General features: G+C 71.9%; 21 protein-coding genes and 1 riboswitch. Of the genes, 12 read left to right on the top strand and 9 right to left on the bottom strand.

Annotated elements, in window-relative coordinates; translation table 11 throughout:
• Window positions 1–157: 157 nt before the first annotated feature.
• The 4 genes from ACIQOW_RS12825 to ACIQOW_RS12810 all read left to right on the top strand — a co-directional run bounded on the left by ACIQOW_RS12825 (window position 158) and on the right by ACIQOW_RS12810 (window position 3,589).
• Window positions 158–421 carry a DUF3311 domain-containing protein gene (locus ACIQOW_RS12825; protein ID WP_401083441.1) on the top strand — a complete coding sequence of 88 codons (264 nt, stop codon included), beginning with the start codon at window positions 158–160 and terminating at the stop codon, window positions 419–421.
• Window positions 418–2,028 carry a monocarboxylate uptake permease MctP gene (mctP, locus tag ACIQOW_RS12820; RefSeq protein ID WP_401083439.1) on the top strand — a complete coding sequence of 537 codons (1,611 nt, stop codon included), beginning with the start codon at window positions 418–420 and terminating at the stop codon, window positions 2,026–2,028. Before ACIQOW_RS12825 ends, mctP begins: the two co-directional genes overlap by 4 nt.
• A 154-nt stretch (window positions 2,029–2,182) precedes the next feature.
• Window positions 2,183–3,007 (top strand): histidine phosphatase family protein, encoded by an 825-nt coding sequence (locus ACIQOW_RS12815; protein WP_188300093.1) that lies wholly within the window; start codon window positions 2,183–2,185, stop codon window positions 3,005–3,007.
• An 87-nt stretch (window positions 3,008–3,094) separates the two neighbouring features.
• On the top strand, window positions 3,095–3,589 hold the full coding sequence (locus ACIQOW_RS12810) for a GNAT family N-acetyltransferase (protein WP_401083436.1): 495 nt from the start codon (window positions 3,095–3,097) through the stop codon (window positions 3,587–3,589).
• A gap of 38 nt (window positions 3,590–3,627) precedes the next feature.
• Here ACIQOW_RS12810 and ACIQOW_RS12805 read toward each other — a convergent pair whose 3' ends face one another.
• The 3 genes from ACIQOW_RS12805 to ACIQOW_RS12795 form a co-directional block, all read right to left on the bottom strand.
• Window positions 3,628–5,304, bottom strand: a complete 1,677-nt coding sequence (locus tag ACIQOW_RS12805) for an ArnT family glycosyltransferase (protein ID WP_401083434.1) — start codon at window positions 5,302–5,304, stop codon at window positions 3,628–3,630.
• Between the two features lie 185 nt (window positions 5,305–5,489).
• Entirely contained in the window at window positions 5,490–6,926 is a 1,437-nt protein-coding gene (locus ACIQOW_RS12800) for a LamG-like jellyroll fold domain-containing protein (protein ID WP_401083432.1), read from the bottom strand.
• Between the two features lie 108 nt (window positions 6,927–7,034).
• Window positions 7,035–8,255, bottom strand: a complete 1,221-nt coding sequence (locus ACIQOW_RS12795; RefSeq protein WP_401083430.1) for a ricin-type beta-trefoil lectin domain protein — start codon at window positions 8,253–8,255, stop codon at window positions 7,035–7,037.
• Window positions 8,256–8,707: 452 nt separating this feature from the next.
• Between ACIQOW_RS12795 and ACIQOW_RS12790 the strand changes: the two genes are divergently transcribed.
• The 5 genes from ACIQOW_RS12790 (at window position 8,708) to ACIQOW_RS12770 (ending at window position 16,768) form a co-directional block, all read left to right on the top strand.
• Window positions 8,708–10,126 carry a glycosyltransferase family 2 protein gene (locus tag ACIQOW_RS12790; RefSeq protein WP_401083746.1) on the top strand — a complete coding sequence of 473 codons (1,419 nt, stop codon included), beginning with the start codon at window positions 8,708–8,710 and terminating at the stop codon, window positions 10,124–10,126.
• A gap of 5 nt (window positions 10,127–10,131) precedes the next feature.
• Entirely contained in the window at window positions 10,132–11,238 is a 1,107-nt protein-coding gene (locus tag ACIQOW_RS12785) for a glycoside hydrolase family 26 protein (RefSeq protein WP_401083428.1), read from the top strand.
• On the top strand, window positions 11,235–12,935 hold the full coding sequence (locus ACIQOW_RS12780; RefSeq protein ID WP_401083426.1) for a glycosyltransferase family 39 protein: 1,701 nt from the start codon (window positions 11,235–11,237) through the stop codon (window positions 12,933–12,935). The genes ACIQOW_RS12785 and ACIQOW_RS12780 overlap by 4 nt, the downstream gene beginning before the upstream one ends.
• A 46-nt stretch (window positions 12,936–12,981) precedes the next feature.
• A riboswitch (cobalamin riboswitch) is annotated at window positions 12,982–13,141 on the top strand.
• A 193-nt stretch (window positions 13,142–13,334) separates the two neighbouring features.
• On the top strand, window positions 13,335–15,752 hold the full coding sequence (locus ACIQOW_RS12775; protein WP_401083744.1) for a ribonucleoside-diphosphate reductase subunit alpha: 2,418 nt from the start codon (window positions 13,335–13,337) through the stop codon (window positions 15,750–15,752).
• Complete coding sequence (locus ACIQOW_RS12770) at window positions 15,752–16,768, top strand: ribonucleotide-diphosphate reductase subunit beta (protein WP_188299268.1); 1,017 nt, start codon at window positions 15,752–15,754, stop codon at window positions 16,766–16,768. Before ACIQOW_RS12775 ends, ACIQOW_RS12770 begins: the two co-directional genes overlap by 1 nt.
• 65 nt (window positions 16,769–16,833) lie before the next feature.
• Here ACIQOW_RS12770 and ACIQOW_RS12765 read toward each other — a convergent pair whose 3' ends face one another.
• Window positions 16,834–17,055 carry a DUF397 domain-containing protein gene (locus ACIQOW_RS12765; RefSeq protein ID WP_401083424.1) on the bottom strand — a complete coding sequence of 74 codons (222 nt, stop codon included), beginning with the start codon at window positions 17,053–17,055 and terminating at the stop codon, window positions 16,834–16,836.
• A complete protein-coding gene (locus tag ACIQOW_RS12760) occupies window positions 17,048–17,917 on the bottom strand; it encodes a helix-turn-helix domain-containing protein (protein WP_401083422.1) in 870 nt (289 codons plus the stop codon). The genes ACIQOW_RS12765 and ACIQOW_RS12760 overlap by 8 nt, the downstream gene beginning before the upstream one ends.
• A 225-nt stretch (window positions 17,918–18,142) precedes the next feature.
• Between ACIQOW_RS12760 and ACIQOW_RS12755 the strand changes: the two genes are divergently transcribed.
• The 3 genes from ACIQOW_RS12755 (at window position 18,143) to ACIQOW_RS12745 (ending at window position 19,411) form a co-directional block, all read left to right on the top strand.
• Window positions 18,143–18,580 (top strand): ATP-binding protein, encoded by a 438-nt coding sequence (locus tag ACIQOW_RS12755; protein WP_401083420.1) that lies wholly within the window; start codon window positions 18,143–18,145, stop codon window positions 18,578–18,580.
• Window positions 18,577–18,846 (top strand): hypothetical protein, encoded by a 270-nt coding sequence (locus ACIQOW_RS12750; protein WP_401083418.1) that lies wholly within the window; start codon window positions 18,577–18,579, stop codon window positions 18,844–18,846. Before ACIQOW_RS12755 ends, ACIQOW_RS12750 begins: the two co-directional genes overlap by 4 nt.
• Window positions 18,847–19,000: 154 nt before the next feature.
• Window positions 19,001–19,411 (top strand): DUF6879 family protein, encoded by a 411-nt coding sequence (locus tag ACIQOW_RS12745; protein ID WP_401083416.1) that lies wholly within the window; start codon window positions 19,001–19,003, stop codon window positions 19,409–19,411.
• A gap of 21 nt (window positions 19,412–19,432) precedes the next feature.
• Here the strand turns inward: ACIQOW_RS12745 and ACIQOW_RS12740 are convergent, their stop codons facing one another.
• From ACIQOW_RS12740 to ACIQOW_RS12725, 4 genes are all read right to left on the bottom strand, one after another.
• Window positions 19,433–20,080, bottom strand: coding sequence for a nucleotidyltransferase domain-containing protein (locus ACIQOW_RS12740; RefSeq protein ID WP_401083415.1), 648 nt, complete (start codon window positions 20,078–20,080; stop codon window positions 19,433–19,435).
• Between the two features lie 9 nt (window positions 20,081–20,089).
• Entirely contained in the window at window positions 20,090–20,554 is a 465-nt protein-coding gene (locus tag ACIQOW_RS12735; protein WP_401083413.1) for an SRPBCC family protein, read from the bottom strand.
• Window positions 20,555–20,755: 201 nt separating this feature from the next.
• Window positions 20,756–21,613, bottom strand: coding sequence for a sugar ABC transporter permease (locus ACIQOW_RS12730; RefSeq protein ID WP_401083411.1), 858 nt, complete (start codon window positions 21,611–21,613; stop codon window positions 20,756–20,758).
• Complete coding sequence (locus tag ACIQOW_RS12725; protein ID WP_401083409.1) at window positions 21,610–23,229, bottom strand: ABC transporter permease subunit; 1,620 nt, start codon at window positions 23,227–23,229, stop codon at window positions 21,610–21,612. Before ACIQOW_RS12725 ends, ACIQOW_RS12730 begins: the two co-directional genes overlap by 4 nt.
• Between the last annotated feature and the right edge of the window lie 129 nt (window positions 23,230–23,358).

The raw sequence follows: 23,358 nt of genomic DNA, 5'->3' as shown, positions 1-23,358 counted from the left end.
TAGATTGCGCAGCCGTACCGATCTGACTGCCGATCACCGATGGTGCTGCTCGGCGGGCTCGTACGGCTTCGCGCCGGCCGGGCTGCGGCGCCGACGGGGAACCCCTCCGGAGCGGAGCCGAAAGATGCCCTCTGATCACCCTGCCGTCGAAGATGTCATGCCCGAGCCACCCGGGAGGCCCGTCCCCGCGGTGACGCCCGAGCGGGTACTGGCCGGTCTCGCCCTGCTCGTGCCGATCGTCGCGATGCTCTGGGTGTCCTCCTACAGCAAGAGCGACCCGGCGGTGGCCGGGGTGCCCTTCTTCTACTGGTACCAGCTGCTCTGGGTGCCGGTGTCGGCGGTGTTCACCGTCGCCGCCTACCTGCTGATCAACCGGGACGAGAAGGCCCGCACGGCGGCCCGGAAGGGCGGTGCGCGATGAGGGACGTCAACGTGCCGGCCCTCGTGGTCTTCGTGCTGTTCTTCGTCCTGGTCACCGTGATGGGCTTCCTCGCCTCGCGCTGGCGCCGCGCGAGCGACGCCGCGCACCTGGACGAGTGGGGCCTGGGCGGCCGCAGCTTCGGGACCTGGGTGACCTGGTTCCTGCTCGGCGGCGACCTCTACACCGCGTACACCTTCGTCGCCGTCCCGGCGGCGGTGTACGCGACCGGCGCGGCGGGCTTCTTCGCGGTGCCGTACACGATCATCGCCTACCCGCTGGTCTTCCTCTTCCTGCCCAGGCTCTGGTCGGTCTCCCGGGTGCACGGCTACGTGACCCCGGCCGACTTCGTGCGCGGCCGGTACGGCTCCCGGCCGCTGTCCCTGGTGATCGCGCTCACCGGCATCCTGGCCACCATGCCGTACATCGCCCTGCAACTCGTCGGCATCCAGGCCGTGCTGGACGTACTGGGCGTCGGCGGCGGGGAGAACGCCAACTGGTTCGTCAAGGACCTGCCGCTGTTCCTGGCCTTCGGCGTGCTGGCCGCCTACACCTACTCCTCCGGCCTGCGCGCCCCGGCGCTGATCGCCTTCGTCAAGGACGCCCTGGTCTACATCGTGATCATCGTCGCGGTGATCTACATCCCGATCCGGCTCGGCGGCTACGGGCACGTCTTCGACTCGGCCGCGCAGCACTTCAAGGAGGCCAAGGCCGGTTCGCTGACCATCCCCGAGAACAAGCAGTGGACGTACGCCACGCTCGGGCTCGGCTCGGCGATGGCCCTGTTCATGTACCCGCACTCGGTGACCGGCGTCCTGGCCTCCAAGTCCCGCAACACCGTGCGCCGCAACATGGCGATCATGCCCGCCTACTCGCTGATGCTGGGCCTGCTGGCGCTGCTCGGCTTCATGGCGATCGCGGCGGGCGTCGGCAAGGGCGTCAAGGGGTTCAACGCCCAGCTGTCGGTGCCGCGGCTGTTCGCCGACATGTTCCCCGACTGGTTCACCGGCGTGGCCTTCGCCGCGATCGGCATCGGCGCGCTGGTGCCGGCCGCCATCATGTCCATCGCGGCGGCCAACCTGTTCACCCGCAACGTCTACAAGGAGTGGCTCAGGCCCGCCGCCACCCCCGCCGACGAGACCCGGATCGCCAAGCTGGTCTCGCTGCTGGTGAAGGTCGGCGCGCTGATCTTCGTGCTCGGCATGGACAAGCAGGCCGCGATCAACCTCCAGCTGCTGGGCGGGCTGTGGATCCTCCAGACCTTCGTGGCGATCGTCGGCGGCCTGTTCACCCGCTGGTTCCACCACTGGGCGCTGTTCGCCGGCTGGGCGGCCGGCATGGCGTACGGCACCTGGAAGGCGTACGGGATCGCCAGCCCGGCCACCAAGCACTTCGGCGGCAGCGCGGCCGGGATCCCCGGCATCGGCGAGATCGGCTACATCGGCCTGACCGCCTTCGTGCTCAACCTGCTCGTCGCGGTGGCGCTCACCCTGGTGCTGCGGGCGCTCAAGGCGCCGGACGGCCCGGACGAGACCAGGCCGTCCGACTACAGCGCCGAGGCCGGCGAGGAGGAGCCGAAGAACGCGCCGGAGCCTGTAGCGGCGCACTGATTCGCCCGGTACGCGCCCTGTGATCGCGCCGCCTTCTCCGTGAACACTGGAGAAGGCGGCGCGATCATATGTATGAACAGGCGTGCACGCCGGGCACCACCAGACCGGACCGGCATCCGGCCGGAACCTGATCGACCACGGGGAGCTCGCGGCCATGGCAGAACTCGGCACCACCCTCAACGGCCAGCACCAGTCCACCCAGAGCCAGCACCAGCAGCACGTCACCCCCCAGAACCCGCACCTCCACGCCACCGCCCACCGCCCGGTGGCGGCCGGCCGGCTGCCGTCCGTGCTGATCGCCACCCGGCACGGCGAGTCCACCGCCAACGTCGAGTTCCAGCTGGCCGACGCCACCGGTGCGCTCAGCGTCCCGATCAGCTGCCGCGACGCCGACATCCCGCTGTCGCTGCACGGCCGGCAGCAGGCCCAGGCGCTCGGCCACTGGTGGGCCGGACTGCCCAGCGCCGACCGCCCGCGCAGCGTCTGGTGCTCGCCGTACGCGCGCACCGCCGAGACCACCAGGATCGCGCTCGCCCAGGCCGCCGGGCTCGGCGCCGTTCCCGTCACCCTCGCGGTCCGCTACGACGAGCGGCTGCGCGACCGCGAACTCGGCGTCCTGGAGATGCTGCCGAAGGCCGCGATCGAGGCCAAGCACCCGGAGGAGGCGGCCCGCCGGCGCAAGATGGGCGAGCTGTACTACCGCCCGCCGGGCGGCGAGTCCTGGGCCGACGTCGCGCTGCGGGTGCGCAGCGTGCTGCGGGACCTGTGCGAGGAGGAGGCCGGACGGCCCGTCCTGCTGGTCGCGCACGACTGCACGGTGCTGATGCTCCGCTACGCGCTGGACCGGCTCACCGAGGAGCAGCTCACCGCGCTCGGGCCGGTGCACAACTGCTCCACCAGCCTCTGGCGGGCCCAGGAGGGACGGCTGCGGCCGGACGGCTGGAACGGGGTCGAGCACCTGGCGACCAGGGAGGACTGACGGGCCGGTGGCCGGTGACCGCTCCGCCGCCCCGGGCCGCCCGACCCCGGAGGTCCGCGCCGCACGGGGTTCCGGCACACTGGCCCGATGGACTTCCTCATCCGCCAGGCCCTCCCCGAGGACCTCGACGACGCCGGCCGGATCACCGTCGAGGCCTTCGTCGGCGACGGCTTCACCCAGCCCACCAGCGACTACGTCGAGCTGCTGCGCGACGCCGCACGACGGGCCCGCGAGGCCGACCTCCTGGTGGCCGTCGACCCGGCCGGTGCCGGCGTCCTCGGCTGCGTGACCTTCGCCGTCGGCGGCACCGAGTGGGCGGACATCGCCTCCCCGCGGGAGGGCGAGATACGGATGCTCTCCACCGCCGCCGCCTCCCGCGGCCGCGGTGTCGGCGAGGCGCTGGTGCGCGCCACCGTCACCCGCAGCCGCGAACTCGGCCTGGCCGGCATGGCCTTCTCCACCCGCCCCGAGATGACCACCGCCCACCGGATCTACGAGCGGGTCGGCTTCCTGCGCACCCCCGGGCGCGACTGGTCGCCGTACCCGGGGCTGGACCTGATGGTCTACACCATGGCGTTCTGAGCGGGCCGCGGGCGCCCGTCACCGCCTCCCGCCGCGCCTCACTGCTTCTTGTCGTACCCGGGTGCCACGTAGACGGTGTACCGGCCGTGCTTCCCGCTCGTCACCACGGTGACCACCCGGTACCCGGCGGCCTTCAGGGTGGGCTGGATCGCCTTGTCGACGGCCGCGGTCTGGGTGAAGTCCAGGACCACGACCTTCCACTCGTGGGCCTGGATCCCGGCCTGGATCGCGGGCACGCCGTTCTGCATCTGACCGGTGTCCGGGTCCCGCCGGAAGACGGCCACCAGGTCGTGCCACTGCTGCCAGTTCGTCTGCTTGCGCAGGTAGTACGCGGGGACGTTGTAGTTCTCGACCAGGTAGCGGTCCTCGCCCTTGACGATGTACGGCTCCAGCGCGGCGACGAACTCCGTCGAGTTCGACCACTCGCCGTTCATCTCCCGGCCCTGGGCCGCGCCCACCCAGGCCAGCGGGCCGACCACCAGGGTGGCGGCCGCGACCCCGGCCACCAGGTGCAGCCGGCCCTTCAGCCACAGCACCGTACGGGCCAGGACCAGGCCCACCACGATGCAGGAGAACCAGGCGCCGAAGTCGACGTGCTTCTGCAGCGACAGCCAGGTGTGGATGCGGATCTGGTTCACCGGCGCCATCAGCCCGGCCAGCAGCAGCAGGGTGGCGAGCCAGAACTCGGGCCAGGCCGCGCCGCCGCGCCGCCGCGCCCGCACCAGCTGCACCAGCACCCCGGCCAGTGCCACCACCAGCAGCGGACCGACCCAGCGGGCGGCCTCCGAGGCCACGTAGGAGTACGAGTCGTGGCCGGGGGCGCGCTTGAGCGTGGTGTGGTTGAAGCCGTTGACGTACTTCTCGCCGGCCGCCAGCGCCACCGCGCCGACCGCCACCACGAAGGTGAGCAGGAGCAGCAGCCCGCGCCGCCAGGCCTCCCGGGCGCGCAGCGAGCCGCGCGGCCCGGCCAGCACCGCGATGCCCGCCACCACCGGCACCCACAGCAGCGCCGCGTACTTGGTGGCGCCGGCCAGCGCCAGCAGCAGCCCGGAGGCGACCAGGCTCGGGTACCCGCCGCCGGTGGTCAGCCGCACCGCGAAGTACCCGGCCCAGGCGAGGACCGCCAGCGCCATCGCGTCGTAGGTGGCCAGGCCGCCGAGGAACTGGGTCGGGCCGAGCGAGGCGAAGGCCGCCGCCGCGCAGAACGCCGCGAGCGAGCCGTACAGCCGCCGGGTGGCCAGGTGGACGGCCACGGTGGCGGAGAGCATGAACGCCAGGCTCAGCAGCCGGGCGCCGTTCAGCCCGCCGAGGAAGTCGGCGACGGCCACCACCACCGGGTAGATCAGCGGGGAGCCGGAGAAGAACGTCTCGTACGTCGACACCGGGGTGCCGTGCCGCAGGTGCGCGACCTCCTGGTAGCCGGCGTAGATGTAGGTGCCCTCGTCGATGAAGGCGGTGTTGCTGAGGATCAGGTGGTACGAGAGCGCCGCCTGCACCAGCAGCACGGCCAGCAGCGGCAGCCAGTCCGCCCGCAGGACCGGCCGGGCCGGGTGCGGCACCGGGGGCGGGCCCGGCCTGCGGCGGCGCCGGTCGGCCGGGGCGGGCCCGGCGGCCGTGCGGGCACGCTCGCCGAGGGCCGTCCCGGCCGGCCCGGCCCCACCGAGGACGGGCTTGCGGGTGGACTCGGGCCGGATCCAGCGGCCGTCCGCGCTCATCAGTACTGCTCCTCATCTGGGACTTCGCATCCGGACGCGCCCCGACGGGGGCGCACGCCCCGGGGCGCGCATCGGCCGCCGCCCCACACTGCCGGGGGCGGCGGCCGGAGGTTCACGAGGGCCGGTCGGCCCTGCGGCGGGCTCCGCGGACCGGCTTCACCGGACCGCGGCACCGCCCGGCGGGGTCAGCCGCCGAGCCAGGCACCGACCGGCGCGACGGACGGCGGCGAGCTCGGGCCGGCCACGATCTTGACGATGTCGGCCTCGGGCAGCACCTGGTCCCACACCTGGATGTCGGCCACCGCGCCGTGCCAGGGGTCGGCCCACTGCGAGTTGGAGCTCAGCCGCCCCACCTGCAGCGAGTTGGTGCCGCTCGGCTGCACCCCGGCCGACTTGGCCGAGGACTGCGGAGCGCCGTTGACGTACAGGGTGAGCTGGCCCGACGGGTCGTCGTACACCCCGGTCAGCAGCACCCACTGGTTGGGCGTCGCGTCGCCCTTGGACCAGGCGATCGCCGAACCGCCGCCCGGCACCTGGACCTTGAAGTACCACTGGTCGTGCCCGTTGTTGGAGGCCCGGCCCAGCGAGTACGCGTAGTACTGGCCGTCGCCCTGGCTGATCGCGCTGCGGTTGCCGTTGGGCACGTCGACCAGCACCCGCGCGGAGACGGTGAAGCTCTTGCTCACGTCGACGACCGACGCGGACGTCGAGGCGAAGGAGTCCGGGCCGCTGGGCAGTTTGAGGACCTGTCCGGAGAAGCCGGCCATCGTCCCCTGCTTGGCGTCGGCGCCCAGGTTCAGCGCCGACGGGCCCTTCTTCGCGGGCAGCGAGCCGACGGTCGGCGGGCTGTCGATGCCCTTGCCGGCCGGCGCGCCCGCCGGACTCGACGGACCTGACGGACTGGACGGACTGGACGGACCCGACGGGCTGGAGGCCTTCGGGCTGGGCGTGCCGGTGGCGTGGACCGGCGGCTTCTTGTCCTTGTCGTGCTGGTAGTACCAGTACCCGCCGCCACCGGCGGCGGCCAGCACCGCCACGGCGGTCAGCCCGCCGACCAGCTTGAGCCGGCGGCCGCGCTTGGCCGCCTGCTCGTTCCGCTCGGCCAGCGCCTCCCAGTTCGGCGTCGCGGACGAGGAGGCCGGCCCGCCGGACGCGGGGGCCGACGGCTGGAAGCCGCCCTGCTGCTGCCAGTGCACCACGGGCTGCGGGGCCTGCCCCTGCGGGCCCGGCGGCTGCGGGGCGGGCGGGAAGGGCTGCCCGCCGAAGGGCTGCCCGCCGAGGGGCTGCGGCACCGGCGGCTGTCCGGGCAGCGGCACGCCGGGCGGCTGCGCCTGCTGCGGCGCCACCGGCCCCGGCTGCACCGGCCCGGGCACCACCGGGGCGGATCCGCCGCCCGGCTGGGGCACCGGCGGCACCGGCTGCGGGACCGGATACGGCGTCATCTGCTGGGGCTGCGAGGGAGCAGCGGGCGGCGGCGGCCCGTAGCCGGACGCGGGGCCGAAGGCTCCGCTCGGGGACTGCGGTGGCACACCGGTGGCCGGAGCGGCCCCCCCGGCCGGTGCCTGCTGCGGTGGCGTGGACGGCTGACCCGGCTCGCCACTCGGTACCGGTCGATCGCTCATGGCCCGAATGCTAGGGCATCCGCCCCGACACGCCCATGGGGGGTGCGCGGACGAATCGTCAGTGCGGCCGCCTTCCGCGGCACCCGACGCCGGCTCACCGGGCCCCGCTCACGCCACCCCGTTGTACGGCAGCTTCCAGCGCTGCGAGACGGTGTCCGCGCACGGCCTCAGGAGCACCGCCGTACCGTCCGCGAGCGCGCCGCCCGCGGTGCCCAGGCACAGCCCGGTGCCCTGGTTCCTCAGCCGCTGCCCGGGGGCGGTGACCCAGCGCTGCGCCGGGCCCGCGGTGCACTCGGCCAGCGTCACCGAGGAGCGGTCGGCGCCCGCCGCCAGGCAGGCCGCTCCCCCGCGCAGCGAACCGTCGTTGCCCACCGTCCAGCCGGTCGAGACGGCCTGGTCGCCGCAGGACCCGACGGTCACCGGCGTGCCGGCGAGCCCGCCGCCGCCGTGCCGCAGGCAGATCCCGGGCGCGCCCGCCGGGACCTCGCCGGCCGGCAGGCCGACCCGGTTGTGGAAGGCGAAGGAGTCGCTGCGCAGGCCGGTCCCGCCGCTCCAGACCTCGAAGCCCGCCTGCACCCGGCACAGGTAGGAGTCCTTGGGGACGTACCCGCGGGCCATCGCGTCGGCGGTGAACAGCCGCAGGTTGAGGCCGCGGGTGGTGTGGGTGGGCGACGTGCGCACGTAGCTGATCACGCTGTGCGGGCCGGTGACCGGCGCCTGGTAGACGTGGTACGTCGCGTCCCCGAACGGCTGGGCGTCCGCCACCTTCTCACCGGCCGGCCGCACGTTGTCGGTGGCGTCCAGCCAGATCATCACCTCGGCGCTCTCCCCCGGCAGGCAGTTGGCCGGGCTGGAGCCGTACCAGAGGTCGAAGGAGAGGTTGAAGGAGCCGCTCACCCGGCCGTTGGCGTCCCAGTCGGCGGTGGCGTCGCCGAGCGCGCTGACCGGCACCGGCAGTCCGCCGGCGCCCGGGGCGGTGGAGACGTTGGGGTAGGCGCCCGGGGCGAGCGGGTTCTTCGGGACGAAGCCGTCGATCCGGGAGACCGTGAACCCGGTGTCCCCGACCGGGTCCACGCAGACCGTGCCCGCGGTGTTCCACGGGTTCGGTTCGAGGATCTTGGTGCCGCCGTCCATCGCCAGCTTGGGGAACGGCTCCTGGGCGGTCGAGCAGATGCCGGGGCCCGGCGTCACCGCCGCCGTGGCGGCCGGCGGTTCCACCGCCCCGACCTCGCCGCTGCACCCGGCCAGCAGTACGGCGACCGCGCCGAACGCGGCGACCGCCCGCAGGCTCCGCGCCAGGCGCCCGGCCGTGCCCTCCTCGATGATCATCACTCTTCCCCGAACCGTCCTCGCCCGTCGAGCGGACAACCGTACACAAGCGCCCCGGCCGCACTGCCGTTCACCTCACGCTCGTTCACATCACGATCGGAACTCGATATCGGTTCCGGACAGCCCACGTAAGAGGGGGAAGCGAACGGGGAGCGACCGGTCCCGTACGATCCTGCCGTCCCCCCTCTCGCCCGGCCGACAACGGCCGCCGCACGGGGACGGTTCAGACTCGATACGGTTCCGGGGGAGTAGAGCACGTGACGGTCACCGAGAGCGCGCGACGCGCGGGAAGCGGTCAGCCGCCCGCCTCACGACGCCGGAACCGGCGCGATCCGGCCGCCCGCAACCGCTGGGGCCTGCTCCCCCAACCGCCGGACAACACCGAGAAGTACCTCTACGCCCGCACCAACCTGTGGGTGCTGACCTGCTTCTCCCTCATCAGCTTCGCCTGCATGGTGGCCAGCGAGATCGGCCTGCTGAGCGCGACGCCGTGGTTCCTGTTCTTCATACCGCCGCTCGCCTTCACCGTCGTCTACTACCTGATCTCCCGCTGGGTGCACGGCTTCAACGAGACCTTCGACCTCTCCGCCCACCGAGCCCTGGTCAAGTCCTGGCAGCCCGAGCTCTATCCGACCGTCGACGTCTTCCTGCCGGTCGCCGGCGAACCCATCGAGGTGCTGCACAACACCTGGACCCACGTCGCCCGGCTGCGCGACCAGTACCCGGGCGACGTCACCCCGTACGTCCTCGACGACAGCAACAGCCCGCAGCTCGCGCAGATGGCCGTCGACTTCGGGTTCGTGTACGGCACCCGCGACAAGCTCGGCTGGTTCAAGAAGGCCGGCAACCTCCAGTTCGGCTTCCGCAACTCCGACGGCGACTACATCCTCATCCTGGACGCCGACTTCGCGCCCCGGCCGGACCTGCTGAACGAGACGCTCCCCTACCTGGAGACCGACCCGCGCCTCGGCATCGTCCAGTCCCCGCAGTTCTTCCGCATCCTGGACTCGCAGAACTGGATCGAACGCGGCGCCGGAGCCGTCCAGGAGCTGTTCTACCGGACCGTCCAGGTCTCCCGGCAGCGCAGCGACGGCGCCATCTGCGTCGGCAGCTGCGCGGTGTACCGGCGCGCGGCGCTGGAGGAGAACGGCGGCACCACGCTGATCGGCCACTCCGAGGACGTGCACACCGGCTTCGACCTGCGCCGCCTCGGCTGGGACCTCCAGTACATACCCGTGGCGCTGGCGACCGGCGTCTGCCCGGACAACGTCGGCGGCTTCTTCAACCAGCAGTACCGCTGGTGCACCGGCTCGATGAGCCTGCTCGCCAGCAAGAAGTTCTGGCAGACGAAGCTGCGGCCGGTCACCCGCGCCTGCTACCTGTCCGGCTTCTTCTACTACATCCACACGGCGCTGTTCACCCTCGTCTCGCCGCTCATCCCGATCGTCCTGCTGCTCGCCCGCCCCGACCTGATCCGCTGGGAGAACACCGCGCTGGTGCTGCCGGGGCTGATCTACGCGACGGTCATCTTCCCGCTCTGGCACCGCAATCCCTACCGGCTGGAGGCCTGGGCCGCCCGCATGATGTACGGCTGGGCGCACGTCTTCGCCATCTGGGACATCCTGCGCCGCAACCGGATGGCCTGGCAGCCGACCGGCTCCACCGGCGCCAAGAAGAACAAGACCCGCCGGTTCTGGACCGGCGTCATCGTCTGGGGCGGCGGCACGGCCCTGCTCTGGGTGCTGCTGAGCATCTGGCGGATGCTCACCATGGGCCCGCTCAACTTCGCCCTCGTCCTCGCCTCCGGCCTCTTCTACGCCACCATCGTCGGCCGGGTCCTCGTCCAGCCGCGCCCCACGGAAGCAGTGTGATCGCCATGCCCGCCCACCTCCGACGGGCCGGCCGGCTCCGTCGCCGGCCGGCGCTCCTGCTGCTGACCGCCGCCGGCCTGCTGCTCGCCACCGGGTGCGGCCCCGAGGACCCCGGCTTCGCCATGCAGGAGGGCCTCGACCGGCCCGCCGCCGCGGCCACTCCCGGCGCCGCCCCCGCGACGGCCCCCGGCACGGCCCCGGGCGCCGCGCCGAGCGCGCCTGCCGGGACGCCCAGGGCCCTGCCGGCCGGCGTCCCGTACGACGTCACGCCGCTGCTCAAGCCCGACCACAAGTACCTCGGCGCCGCCCTGCCCGACGTCCCCGCCACGATGGACGCGCTGCCCGGCTACAGCGCCGCGATCGGCAAGCAGCCCAACGTCCTGGAGTTCTACGCCCACTGGAAGGGCGGCTTCGACACCGCCGGCGCACGCCGGATCCACGAGGCCGGGGCACTGCCCTTCATGGCCTGGGAACCGCACGACCGCTCGCTCGCCTCGATCGCGGCCGGCGACACCGACGACTACGTGCGCGGCGTCGCCAAGTCCGTCGCCAGGTTCAACCTGCCGATCGCCATCAGCATCGCCCACGAGATGAACGGCGACTGGTACCCGTGGGGCCGTCAGGCCGCCACCCCCGAGGACTTCGTGGCCGCCTGGCGCCACGTCCACGACATCTTCGACCAGGCCGGCGCCACCAACGTGATCTGGGTCTGGAGCCCCAACATCACCGACCCCGCGCCCAACACCCGCCTGGCGCCGTACTACCCCGGCGACACCTACGTCGACTGGGCGGGCATGACCGGCTACTTCACCCGCACCGGGCCGAAGACCTTCGAGGCGCTGTACGGGCCGACCATGGCCGAGATCCGCGGCTTCTCCAAGAAGCCCTTCTTCATCAGCGAGACCGCCTCCGAGCAGGGCAAGCGCCAACGCGCGGACGTCGACCAGCTGTTCTCCGGCCTGGAGGCGCACGACGACGTCGTCGGCTTCGTCTGGTTCAACATCGTCAAGCGGGCGGACTGGCGGGTCGAGGCCGTCCCGGACACCCTCGCCGCGTTCAAGCAGCGCGTGTCCGACCCCCGTTACGGCTTCGACATCCGGAACCCCAGATGAGCACTGAGTCCGAGTTCCCCTCCGTCCCGCACGGCCGCGCGGCCCGCCGCCGGGCCGCCGAGCCCGAACCCGCCGAACCAGGACCGGACACCGCCGAGCCGGGACCGGACACCGCCGGGCCCCGCACGGCCGTGGCGGTGGACAACCCCGACAACATAGAACTGGCCCCGTACACCATCCCGCAGGTCCCCGCGATCAGCTGGGACCCGGGCCCCAGCCCGCGCCGCCGCTGGATCGCCCGCGGCCTGCTGGGCGCCGTCCTCACCGTCCAGGCCGCGCTCTCGCTGCGCCTGCTGGCCGCCGCCCACCCCGACGAGGCCGCCGCCATGGTCTCCGGCCGCCGGCAGCTGGCCCACCTGCTGCACGGCACCCCGGTCACCACCGACCTGGTCGACCGGGTGCACGGCTCGCCCTGGCTCTACCCGCCGCTGGCCGGCGCCGCCGCGAACGCCGGTGGCATCTGGGGCACCCGGCTGCTCAGCCTCGGCTTCGCGCTGGTCACCACCGTCCTGCTGTACTCGCTGACCCGGCGGCTGTTCAACGAGCGGGTCGCCATCTGCGCCATCGCCGTCTACGCCGTCCTCCAGTCCACCGTCGTGGTCGGCTTCTACGCCGCGCCCGAGTCGCTCGCCGTCCTGCTGGTCGCCGTCGCGGCCTGGACCACCGTGTTCACCGCCCGACGGCATCCGGCCCTGGCCCTGCTCGCCGCCCCACCCACGGCGCTGGCCTGCGCCGTCGCCTACTCCGCGGCCTTCGCCGTCCCCGCCCTGGTCGCCCTCGCGTTCGCCTGCGCCCGGCCGTACCAGCGGCCGGGACCAGCAGCCCTGCGCGCGCTGCTGACGGGCGCCGGCACCCTCCTGCTGCTGCTCCCGTACGGCACCCTCGGCAGGGTCGCGGGGTGGTCGCCCTCGCGCGGCAACGCCCCCGGCTCAGCCGGCTCGATCCTGCTCGGCACGCTCCAGTGGGCCGGCCTGTTCACCGTCCTCGCGGTGGCCGGCACCATCGCCTACGCGCGCCACGAGCAGATCAACGAGCACGACGCGCCGGAGAAGGACGCCGTCCCCACCACCCGGGGCCGGCGCGCCCTGCTCGGGGCCGTCCTGACCGTCACCACCCTGCTGGTCCCCGCCGCCCACCTGTGGACCGGCACCTCCGGCGCGCTGTTCCGCCACCTCGGCTACGGCATGCTGCTCGCCGCCCCGCTCGCCGGGGTCGGCCTGACCCGGCTGGTCGGCGCCCACTTCCGCCACCCCCAGCTGGGCATCCTGGTCTGGGTCGCGCTGCTCGCCCTCGGCCTGGAGCAGTCCGCCCTGCGCTACCAGAACGGGCCCGACTCCGGCCGCCTGCTGGCCGTCCTGCGGGTCCACGCGGAGCCCCAGGGCCGCTACCTCACCGAGGTCGACGGACTCGCCGAGTACTACCTGGGCGGCGTCTCCCGACCCGAGCAGTGGGTCTCCGCGCGGGCCGGCACGAACTACCGCGACGGCGCCGGGGTGCAGCACCACGGCGACGCCGGCAGCGTGGCCGCGATCCGGGACGGCTGGTTCACCGTGGTCGTCCTCGACAGCACCGCGCCGAAGGCCACCGACCGGGCCCTGAGCGACGCCCTGACCGCCGCCGGACACTACCGGCTGGTCGCCCAATTCACCTCACCGACCGGTGATTCGAGCACGTACAAGGTCTATCTGAAGCACTGACGGGCCACCCCGCTCAGCCACACCCGCGACACGACAGCCACAACATATGGTGCCACCGCAGTCCGGCGGCACAACATGTATGCTCGCTTCTGCTGTCGACGCAGGGGAACCCGGTGCGAATCCGGGACTGCCCCGCAGCGGTGAGCGGGCGGCTCCAGCAGCCGTGCCCGCGAGTCCGATTACCTGCCGGACAGTGTGCGCCACGGCCCTCCCGCAGAGGCCGCGCCAGCACGAGCAGTACCCCTCCGGGCCTCGCGGGCGGGCCGGGGAGTAACCGTCGCGCGACGCCGTGTGCGTTCGTGCCGTGCTCCCCTGCCCCCATCGGCCCGGTGGCCCCCCGATCACAGCCGCCGATCGCCGCCAGGAGAGAGCGCCTTGACCACCGCAGCCTCAGCCACCCTGCCCGCCCAGGGCACCGGTACCGTTTTCACCGACCCGACGGTCTCCGACCCCGGCGGCGCCCTGCTGCGGCTGCTCACCGACCGCAGCGTCGACCTCACCGAGGTGGACCCCGGCCATGTCGCCGCCGCCGCGCTGCGCGGCCGCCACGCCGGCTCGGACTTCGCCGAACTGCGCGGGCTGGCCGTGGACGCCGCCGCGTCGATGATCGCCGAGGACCCCCAGTACTCGAAGCTGGCCGCCCGGCTGCTCGCGCTGGAGATCGTCGACGAGGCGAACAGCCAGGGCTCGGTGTCCTTCTCCGCCTCGATCACCGTCGGCCACGACGAGGGCCTGATCGGCGACGCCACCGCCGACTTCGTCGCCAAGCACGCCGCCGCGCTGGACGCGCTGATCGACCCCGAGGGCGACGACCGCTTCGAGTACTTCGGCCTGCGCACCGTGCAGTCCCGCTACCTGCTGCGCCACCCGATCACCCGCAAGGTGATCGAGACCCCGCAGCACTTCCTGCTCCGCGTCGCGTGCGGCCTGGCGGTCGGCGACAGCGAGCAGTCGGTGCGCGAGGTGGCCGAGCTGTACGGCCTGATGAGCCGCCTGGAGTACCTGACCTCCTCGCCGACGCTCTTCAACTCCGGCACCCGGCACCCGCAGATGTCGAGCTGCTACCTGCTCGACTCGCCGCTGGACAACCTGGACTCGATCTACAACCGCTACGCGCAGATCGCCCGGCTGTCCAAGCACGCCGGCGGCATCGGCCTGTCCTACTCGCGCATCCGCTCGCGCGGCAGCCTGATCCGCGGCACCAACGGCAAGTCCAACGGCATCGTGCCGTTCCTGCGCACCCTCGACTCCTCGGTCGCCGCCGTCAACCAGGGCGGCCGCCGCAAGGGCGCGGCCTGCGTCTACCTGGAGACCTGGCACGCCGACATCGAGGAGTTCCTGGAGCTCCGCGACAACACCGGCGAAGAGGCCCGCCGCACCCACAACCTCAACCTGGCGCACTGGATCCCGGACGAGTTCATGCGCCGGGTCAACGCCAACCAGGACTGGTCGCTGTTCTCCCCGGCCGACGTGCCGGAGCTGGTCGACCTGTGGGGCGCCGACTTCGACGAGGCGTACCTCAAGGCCGAGCAGGCCGGCAAGGCCGTCCGCACCATCCCGGCGCAGACCCTGTACGCCCGCATGATGCGCACCCTGGCGCAGACCGGCAACGGCTGGATGACCTTCAAGGACGCCTCCAACCGCGCCGCCAACCAGACCGCGCTGCCGGGCCGCACCGTGCACTCCTCCAACCTGTGCACGGAGATCCTGGAGGTCACGGACGACTCCGAGACCGCCGTCTGCAACCTGGGCTCGGTCAACCTGGGCGCCCACGTGGCCGCCGGGGCCTCCGCCGGCGACCTCGCCGGCGCGATGGACTGGGAGCGGCTGGACGCCACCGTGCGCACCGCCGTCACCTTCCTCGACCGCGTGGTGGACATCAACTTCTACCCGACCACCGAGGCCGGCACCTCCAACTCCCGCTGGCGGCCGGTCGGCCTCGGCGTGATGGGCCTCCAGGACGTCTTCTTCAAGCTGCGGATCGACTTCGACTCGGCCGAGGCGAAGGCCCTTTCGACGCTGATCGCCGAGCGCATCATGCTCACCGCGTACGAGCGCTCCGCCGACCTGGCCGAGCAGCTCGGCCGCCACGAGGCGTACGGCGAGACCCGCGCGGCCCGCGGCGAGCTGCACATCGACCACTTCCCGACGGCCGCCCCGCAGTGGGCCGACCGCTGGACCGCGCTGCGCGCCCGGATCGCCGAGACCGGCCTGCGCAACTCGCTGCTGCTCGCGATCGCGCCGACCGCGACCATCGCGTCCATCGCCGGCGTGTACGAGTGCATCGAGCCGCAGGTGTCCAACCTGTTCAAGCGCGAGACGCTGTCCGGCGAATTCCTCCAGGTCAACCCGTACCTGGTGCGCGAGCTCAAGGACCTCGGCGTCTGGGACCAGCAGACCCGCGACGCGCTGCGCGACGCCAACGGCTCGGTGCAGGAGCTGAACTGGCTGCCCGCCGAGGTGCGCTCGCTGTACCGCACGGCCTGGGAGCTGCCGCAGCGCGCGCTGATCGACCTGGCCGCGGCCCGCATGCCGTACCTGGACCAGAGCCAGTCCCTGAACCTGTTCATGGCGGCGCCGACCATCGGCAAGCTCAGCTCGATGTACGCCTACGCGTGGAAGGTCGGTCTCAAGACCACCTACTACCTGCGTTCGCGCCCGGCCACCCGCATCGCCCAGGCCGCGTCCGGCACCGCACGTGCCGCCGCGCCCGCGCCCGCGCCGGTGCCCGTGAACAGTCCGACCCTCACCCCGGAGCAGGAAGCCGCCATCGCCTGCTCCCTGGAGAACCCCGAGTCCTGCGAGGCCTGCCAGTAATGTCCGACGACCGCCAGAAGATGCTGCTCGACCCCGGCTTCGAGCTGACCCTGCGCCCGATGCGCTACCCGTCGTTCTACGACCGGTACCGGGACGCCATCAAGAACACCTGGACCGTCGAGGAGGTGGACCTGCACTCCGACGTCGCCGACCTGGCGAAGCTCAGCGAGGGCGAGCGCCACCTCATCGGGCGACTGGTCGCGTTCTTCGCGACGGGTGACTCGATCGTCTCCAACAACGTGGTGCTGAGCCTCTACAAGCACATCAACTCCCCGGAGGCGCGGCTGTACCTGTCGCGTCAGCTGTTCGAGGAGGCCGTGCACGTCCAGTTCTACCTGACGCTGCTGGACACCTACCTGCCCGACCCGGAGGACCGCAACGCGGCCTTCGCGGCGGTGGAGAACATCCCCTCCATCCGCCAGAAGGCGCAGTTCTGCTTCAAGTACATGAACGCGGTCGACCACATCGACTCGTTGCAGACGAAGGAAGATCGCCGGGCGTTCCTGCTCAACCTGATCTGCTTCGCGGCGTGCGTCGAGGGCCTGTTCTTCTACGGCGCGTTCGCGTACGTGTACTGGTTCCGGTCGCGCGGTCTGCTGCACGGTCTCGCGACGGGGACGAACTGGGTGTTCCGCGACGAGTCCATGCACATGGACTTCGCCATGTCGGTGGTCGACACCGTGCGCGAGGAGGAGCCCGACCTCTTCGACGACGAGATGGCGAAGCAGGTGACGGAGATGCTGGAGGAGGCCGTCGAGGCCGAGCTCCAGTTCGCCCAGGACCTGTGCGGCGACGGTCTGGCCGGCATGAACACCGACTCGATGCGCGAGTACCTGGAGGCCGTGGCCGACCAGCGCCTGGCGCGGCTGGGCCTGCCGATCCGGTACGGCTCGACCAACCCGTTCGGCTTCATGGAGCTCCAGAACGTGCAGGAGCTGACCAACTTCTTCGAGCGTCGCGTGTCGGCGTACCAGGTGGCCGTCGAGGGCTCGGTCGCCTTCGACGACGACTTCTAAGCCAGCAGATACGACATCAGCGGTGCCCCGCACGGCCACAGCCCGTGCGGGGCACCGCTGATGTTTCAGCCGGTCGGAAAGTCGCCGGACTTGACCCCGGAGAGGAACGAGGCCCAGGCCTCGGCCGGGAAGAGCAGCGCCGGCCCGTTCGGATCCTTCGAGTCACGCACCGGCACAACCTCGGTGACACCAGCCGCGATCTCAATACAGTTGCTCTGAGCCCCTGAGAACGATGACTTTCGCCAGATGAGGTCGACAGCGGCCGCACCCTGCGGGGTGCTACTCATCGCTGTACCTTCCTTTCGCAATGCGCTTGATGAGCGCGATCGATTCCTTGCGCGGCAGAGACTCGGCCAACGCCCGGCGGAACAGGTTGGAGTACTTGAAGACCTCGCCCGGCTCCTCGATGTAGAGGGTGCTGAGGAGGCTGTCCACGTACACGACGTCCGTCTCAGTGCTCTCAGGGAAGCTGAGGATCACCAGTGGCCCGAAGAGCGCGGCATGAACATCCGATTCCTCCGGCAGCACTTGAATGTTGATGTTCGAGCGGTCCGCCATGGTGACCACATAGTCGAGTTGCTCCCGCATCACCGCCCGCCCACCGACCTGGTGCTTCAACGCGGACTCTGAGAGCACGACCCACAGCCGCAGCGGAGACTCGCGAGCCAGCACCGACCTCCGCTCCAACCTGACCTTGGTCAGCCTCTCCACCTGTCCATCGTCGGCATCCTCTATCTGCGCCCGCACGACGGCCCTGGTGTAGTCCTCCGTTTGCAGGAGGCCCGGGATCAGGAAGGTCTCCACGCTGTAGGCGTCGGAGGCATCGGCCTCCAATGAGATGTAGTCGGCATACAGCGGCGACAGGGTGTCGGAATACCTGTCCCACCAGCCACGCAGACGTCCATCCCGAGACAGGTCCTCCAGCTGACCGCGCGTCGCCTGATCCACCACTCCATAGAGGTCGAGCAGCAGCCGAAGATCGACGAGCCTGATTCCGGACTGCGCTGCCTCGATCCGACTGATCTTGCTCTCGGCGCAGACGAGCTGTCTGGCCGATTGGGCAATCGTCATTCCCGCAGCAAGCCGCATCTCTTTGAGAGTTCGAGCGAGCCGCCGCTGTCGGACGGTCGGATTCCTGTTCACCGGCACGCGTGACCTCCCCGCTTCTGTGCGCAGTCAGTCTGCCGCCCCAGGCCCGCCGCAACAATCTTTGATCACTTCCAAAGTGGGGACTTGCACTTTGGAAGCCCCCAGGAGCATGCTACTCACCGTAGCTTGTTGATCGACACATCGTGATCGCAGTGGGCTACTCACCGGGCATCCCCATGCCCTCTTCAGCCGCTTTCACCTGCACACCCCATAGGTGGCCCTGCCATGCCTGAAGACCTCTCCCCCTCACCCGCCCCCATCGAGCGGAGCTGCTGGCTCCCCCGGCACCGCTCCTCCCCCCGGGCCGCCCGCTGGGCGCTCCACAAGTTCCTCCTCCCCCACCCCTCCGGCGAACTCCTCGTCTTCACCGGCGAGTTGCTGGTCAGCGAGCTGGTCACCAACGCCGTCCGGCACTGCCGCGCCCCGCACAACCTCCTCATCCTCGTCCGCTTCCAGCTCTCCCCGGACGACACGCTCCGCATCGAGGTGCACGACGCCGACGGCGAGGAGCCCTCGTACCGCCCCGCCTCCACCACCGCCGAGAGCGGCCGAGGCCTGCTGCTCGTCAGGGAGTTGGCCACCCAGTGGGGCTGCTGCCCGCGCGAGGGTGGCGTCGGGAAGTTCGTCTGGTGCCACATCTCCCCCGAGGCGGCCGCCGCGTGAGCGTCGTCCGGGCCGGAATCGCCGGCATCATGTGCCCCACCGACTTCCCCAGCCTCGACCACGCCCTCCCCGTCCTCTGGGAGCGCGTCCGCGACCTCCCCATCCGCGAGGCCCACCGGGACTTCATCCGGCTCTGCATCGGCCCCGGCGGCGGCGAGGGCGTCACCAACTGCCTCTCCCGCAACGACAGCTGGAGCGTCACCCTCTACGTCGGCGACATGACCGACTGGACCAGCCACCTGATCACCATCACCACCAGCCCCTGAACTCCCCCGCTCCCGCCCGACGTTCACGCCGGGCGGGAGCGGATTCGAACAGCTTTCCTGTTCTCGAAAGATGGCGTCCTTGACCGTGTTCCCCGGTGATCGGGAGCATCAAGACAGGTCACAATCACCACGCCGCCCCTGGAGGAAGACGTCCATGCTCAAAGGTGAGCACTTCGGCCGGCTCTTCGAGACGTTCAAGCGAACGGCGTTCCGACTCCAAACGCTGGCCGTCTACGACGTGGACGAGGAACGCGAGGAGTTCGCGGACTTCCTCGCCGGCAAGGGGTTGCCGGCCGAGGCCTCGGACAACCCCTGGGTCCGCGCCATGACCGACCTGGGCAAGCAGGTGGCCCGCAGGAATGGGCCTCCCGCCACCGGGAGGCATGACGCCGGAGTCGGCCGGTCCGACTTCCGGCGCACGCCCGGCCCGGCCGCCCGGCCCCTCGCGCTCACCCGCGCGAGGGGCCGCCTCTCATTTCCAGCCGGATCCGGACGGAAATTTCCGCACGTGCACCGCTCACCTCCCACCTGGCCGCTCCTCCCCTGCCCTGCCGGGCTGCGCTGACGCGGCACCCCGGCCCCCGGGCTACCCCGCCAGGTCCCCCAGCTCCGCCAGCCACGGATGACCGGGGTGCACCCGCCGCAGCCACCCGCCGAGCGCGTCCCGCCGCGCCCGGCTCAGCAGCGGCAGCACCCCGTCGAAGTCCGCCTGGTCCTTCGGCCGCGCCGCCTTCGCCTTGAACAGCAGCACCAACTCCGGTACCAGGTACGGAATCCCGTCGGCCGTCCGCTCGGTGACCGTGTCGTAGGGCATCCGCAGCCCCTCGTCCCGCCGGCAGATCCAGGTCCCGCCGTCGTGCGGCTCACGGAAGACGTCGAACAGGAACCGGCCGCTCGCCGGATCCCGCAGCCAGGTCTGGTGCGTGGCCGCCAGCGCCTCGGCTCCCCCCGCCGGCCAGACCCGTCCCGAGCCCACCGCGTCGAACACGTACTCGGGGAAGCGCTCCCGGACCTCCGGGAATCCCGCCGCCGGCACCGCGATCTCCAGATCCCCGTGCGGCCGCGACTGCCCACCGCGGAACAGGTCCAGTGCCCAGCCCGCCGCGACGCACCACGGTGTGCCGAGCCCGTCCAACCGCTCCGCGACCTGTTCCGGCCGCCACGCGTCCGCCCACCGGGCATCCAGTTCGTCCGCGTCGAACACAACGCCGCCGGGCGGCAGGGAGTCAGTCATCATCACAACCTACTGCCGACCCCCGCCCGCTCGCCCCGCGGTGAGCGCGGCGTCGGCGGCGGCGAGGATCCGGCCGAAGGTGTGGGCGATGACGGGCTTCGCCACCGCCCGGGTGAGGGCCGCGCCGAAGGGCAGGCGGACCTGGAAGGTGGTCGTCCACACGACCTCCGTCCCGCCGGCGACCTCGGTGAAGGTCATCCGGCCGAGTTCGTGCCGGGACGGCGGCACGCTGCGCTCGACCGTGTAGTCGAAGCCGTACGGCCGGTCGTACGTGGTGACCCGCTCGCGGAACCAGCCGATCGCCCAGGTGTGCAGCCGCACCGCCCCCACGCCGTACGGGGCGTCGGCTCCCGGCCGGGCCAGCCGGGCCCGGAGGATGAGCGGGGAGCGGGTGTGGTTGGTGGTGGTGGCACACCAGTCGAACACGTCCTCGATCGGTGCGGCGATGACGCGTCGAACGGTCAGGGTCTCCATGGTCGTTCCCCTCTCTCGGCGGGCGGCGGCGCGGACGTCGGCGACCGCACCCGACAGATGGACCGGGCAGCCACCGGAAAACGTGACATGGGCGTGCCCCCGCCCGGCGCGCGGACGCCGGACGGGGGCACCAGGCCCGGACACCGGGCCGGGACACCGGACGAGGACAGGCCCCGCCCTCACACCCTCTCTCCCCCCGGTTCAGCCCTTGACCGACCCCGCGGTCAGCCCCTGGGCCAGGAACCGCTGGAGGAACTGGTAGACCACGATCACCGGCAACGAGGTCACCAGCGCCCCGGCCGCGAACAGCCCGTAGTTCTGGTCCTGCTGGCCGGAGATGATCCCGTAGAGGCCGACCGCGACGGTCTTGGAGTCGTTCGAGGTCAGGAAGATGTTCGCCAGGATCACGTCGTTGAGCGCGGCGGTCAGCGACAGGATGGAGATCACCACCAGCATCGGCGCGGCGAGCGGCAGGATCAGCCGGAAGAAGATCTGGGCGTGTCCGGCGCCGTCCACCTTGGCGGCCTCGTCGATCTCCCGCGGGATGGTGTCCAGGTAGCCCTTCATCAGCCAGGTGTTCACCCCCATCGCGCCGCCGAGGTAGACCAGCACCAGCCCCCACGGGGTGTCCAGGCCGATCGCCGGCAGCACGTCGCCGATCTTCGCGAACATCAGGTAGAGCGAGATCACCGCGAGGAACTGCGGGAACATCTGCACCAGGAAGACCGCCATCAGCCCGAACCGCCGCCCCCGGAAGCGGAACCGCGAGAAGGCGTACGCGGCCAGCACCCCGAGCAGCACGTTGAGCACCGCGAAGGTGCCGCAGACCAGCGCGGTGTTCCCCAGCCAGCGGGCGAACGGGTACTGCCCGTCGGTGAAGAGCGCGGTGAAGTTGGCGAGCGAGGCGTGCCGGGGCAGCAGGGTGGACGACTGGAGCGTGCCGAGCGGGTTGAGCGCCGCGGAGAGCACGAACAGCAGCGGGAAGAGCGCGAAGCAGACGGCGAGCACGGCGATCAGGTGCCGCCAGCCGAGGCGGCGCAGCCAGCGGGTGGTGGTCATGCGTTCAGCTCCTCAAGGGCGCGGGTCCGGCGGAAGCCCACCAGCGTGATCAGCCCGACCAGCAGGAAGATGACGATGGACAGCGCGGCGGCGAATCCGTACTGGGCGCCCTGCCCGCCGAAGGCCAGCCGGTAGGTGTAGCTGATCAGGATGTCGGTGGAGCCGGCCGTGCCGCCCGCCCCGTCGAACGGCCCACCGCCGGTGAGCAGTTGGATGGCGTTGAAGTTGTTGAAGTTGAAGGCGAAGGACGAGATCAGCACCGGTGCGGCGGCGACCAGCAGCAGCGGGAAGGTGACCGCCCGGAACGCCGTCCACGGCCCGGCGCCGTCGATCCGGGCGGATTCGTTCAGTTCGGCGGGCATCGCCTGGAGCACGCCCGTGCAGATCAGCAGCATGTTGGGGAAGCCGAGCCACAGGCTGGTGAGGACCACCGCGAACCGGGCGCTCCAGGCCTCGCCCAGCCAGTCGATCCGGGTGTGCAGCAGCTGGTTGAGCAGGCCGAAGTCCCGGTTGTACATGCTCTGCCAGATCAGGATGCCGATGAACGCGGGCATCGCGTACGGCAGCAGCAGCAGCGAGCGGTAGACCCGCTGACCGCGCAGCCGCGGGTGGTTCAGGGTGAGCGCGAGCCCGAGGCCGAGGGCGAAGGAGGCGCCGGTGGAGAGCAGGGCGAAACCGAAGGTCCAGGCGAGCACCCCCAGGAAGGGGCCGCGGATGGCGGGGCTGGTGAGCACGGCCGTGAAGTTGGCGAAGCCGACGGTGCGGTGCCAGCCGACGGGCAGGGTGCGCCCGGAGCCGTCGGCGGCGGTGAACCGGCCGTCGACGGGGTGGTAGACGGTGCCGTCGCGGGTGTCGGTGAGGGTGTCGGCCGCCCGGTCGTGGACGAGGGCGGGCCGGGCGGTGGTGGCCGTCGAGAGGCCCTGGCTCACGACGAAGGCGTCGCCGCCCACCGGCACCCGCAGGCCGGCCAGTTCGGCGGAGCGGGCGTTGACCTGGCCGAAGGTGAGCAGCCTCAGCCCGGGGGCGGCGGTCACCCGGCCGTCCGGCCCGGCCACCGTCCCGGCGGGGGCGGGGGCGAGGCCGCGCGCGGTGCCCGCCGAGACCTGCCCGGTGTCCGGGTCGGTGAGCAGCAGCACCAGGGGACCGCCCTCCGGTCCGGTGGCGATGGTGAGCGCGTACGAGGAGCTGCCGGGGACGGGCTCGACGGACTGCTCGACGAGGCTGCGGACGGCCTGGTCCTTGGTGAGCAGGTGGCCGTCGCCGTAGTCGGTGAAGGAGACCGCGACGATGTACAGCACGGGGTAGGCCACGAAGGCGAGGAAGAGCCCGGTGGCCGGCAGCAGGTACTTGGCGGGCAGCCGGCGCGGCGAGAGGTAGATCCAGAACGTCGCGCCGACGGCGGCGGCCAGCACGCCGAGCGCGGCCCAGTGCCCGCCGTCGTACAGCCGGGGCGCCGCGAAGACGGCGAGGGCGGCGACGCCGCCCAGCAGGGCGGTCTTCACCAGGAGCGCGGTGACGGCGCCCGACCGGCGGGGGGCCCGGCGGGGCGGGCGGTCCGGGGTGGCGGCGGAGTCGTCGTCCGGGCGCCTGCTGTCCTGAAGGGTGGGGGAGGTCATGGGTGGTCCCTGGTCCGGAGGGCGCCCGGAGGTGGTGGCCGTCCGGGTGGCTGCGCGCGTGCGGGGGGCCGGCACGCGAGGGCGCGGTGTACGAGGGCGCGGTGTACGAGGGCGCGGTGTACGGAAGAG

Origin of the sequence: Kitasatospora sp. NPDC091335 (assembly GCF_044757205.1) — a bacterium.
Classification (GTDB): Bacteria; Actinomycetota; Actinomycetes; order Streptomycetales; family Streptomycetaceae; genus Kitasatospora.
The sequence above is the reverse complement of the archived record's forward strand: the minus strand, read 5'-3'. Positions and strand labels throughout refer to the sequence as shown.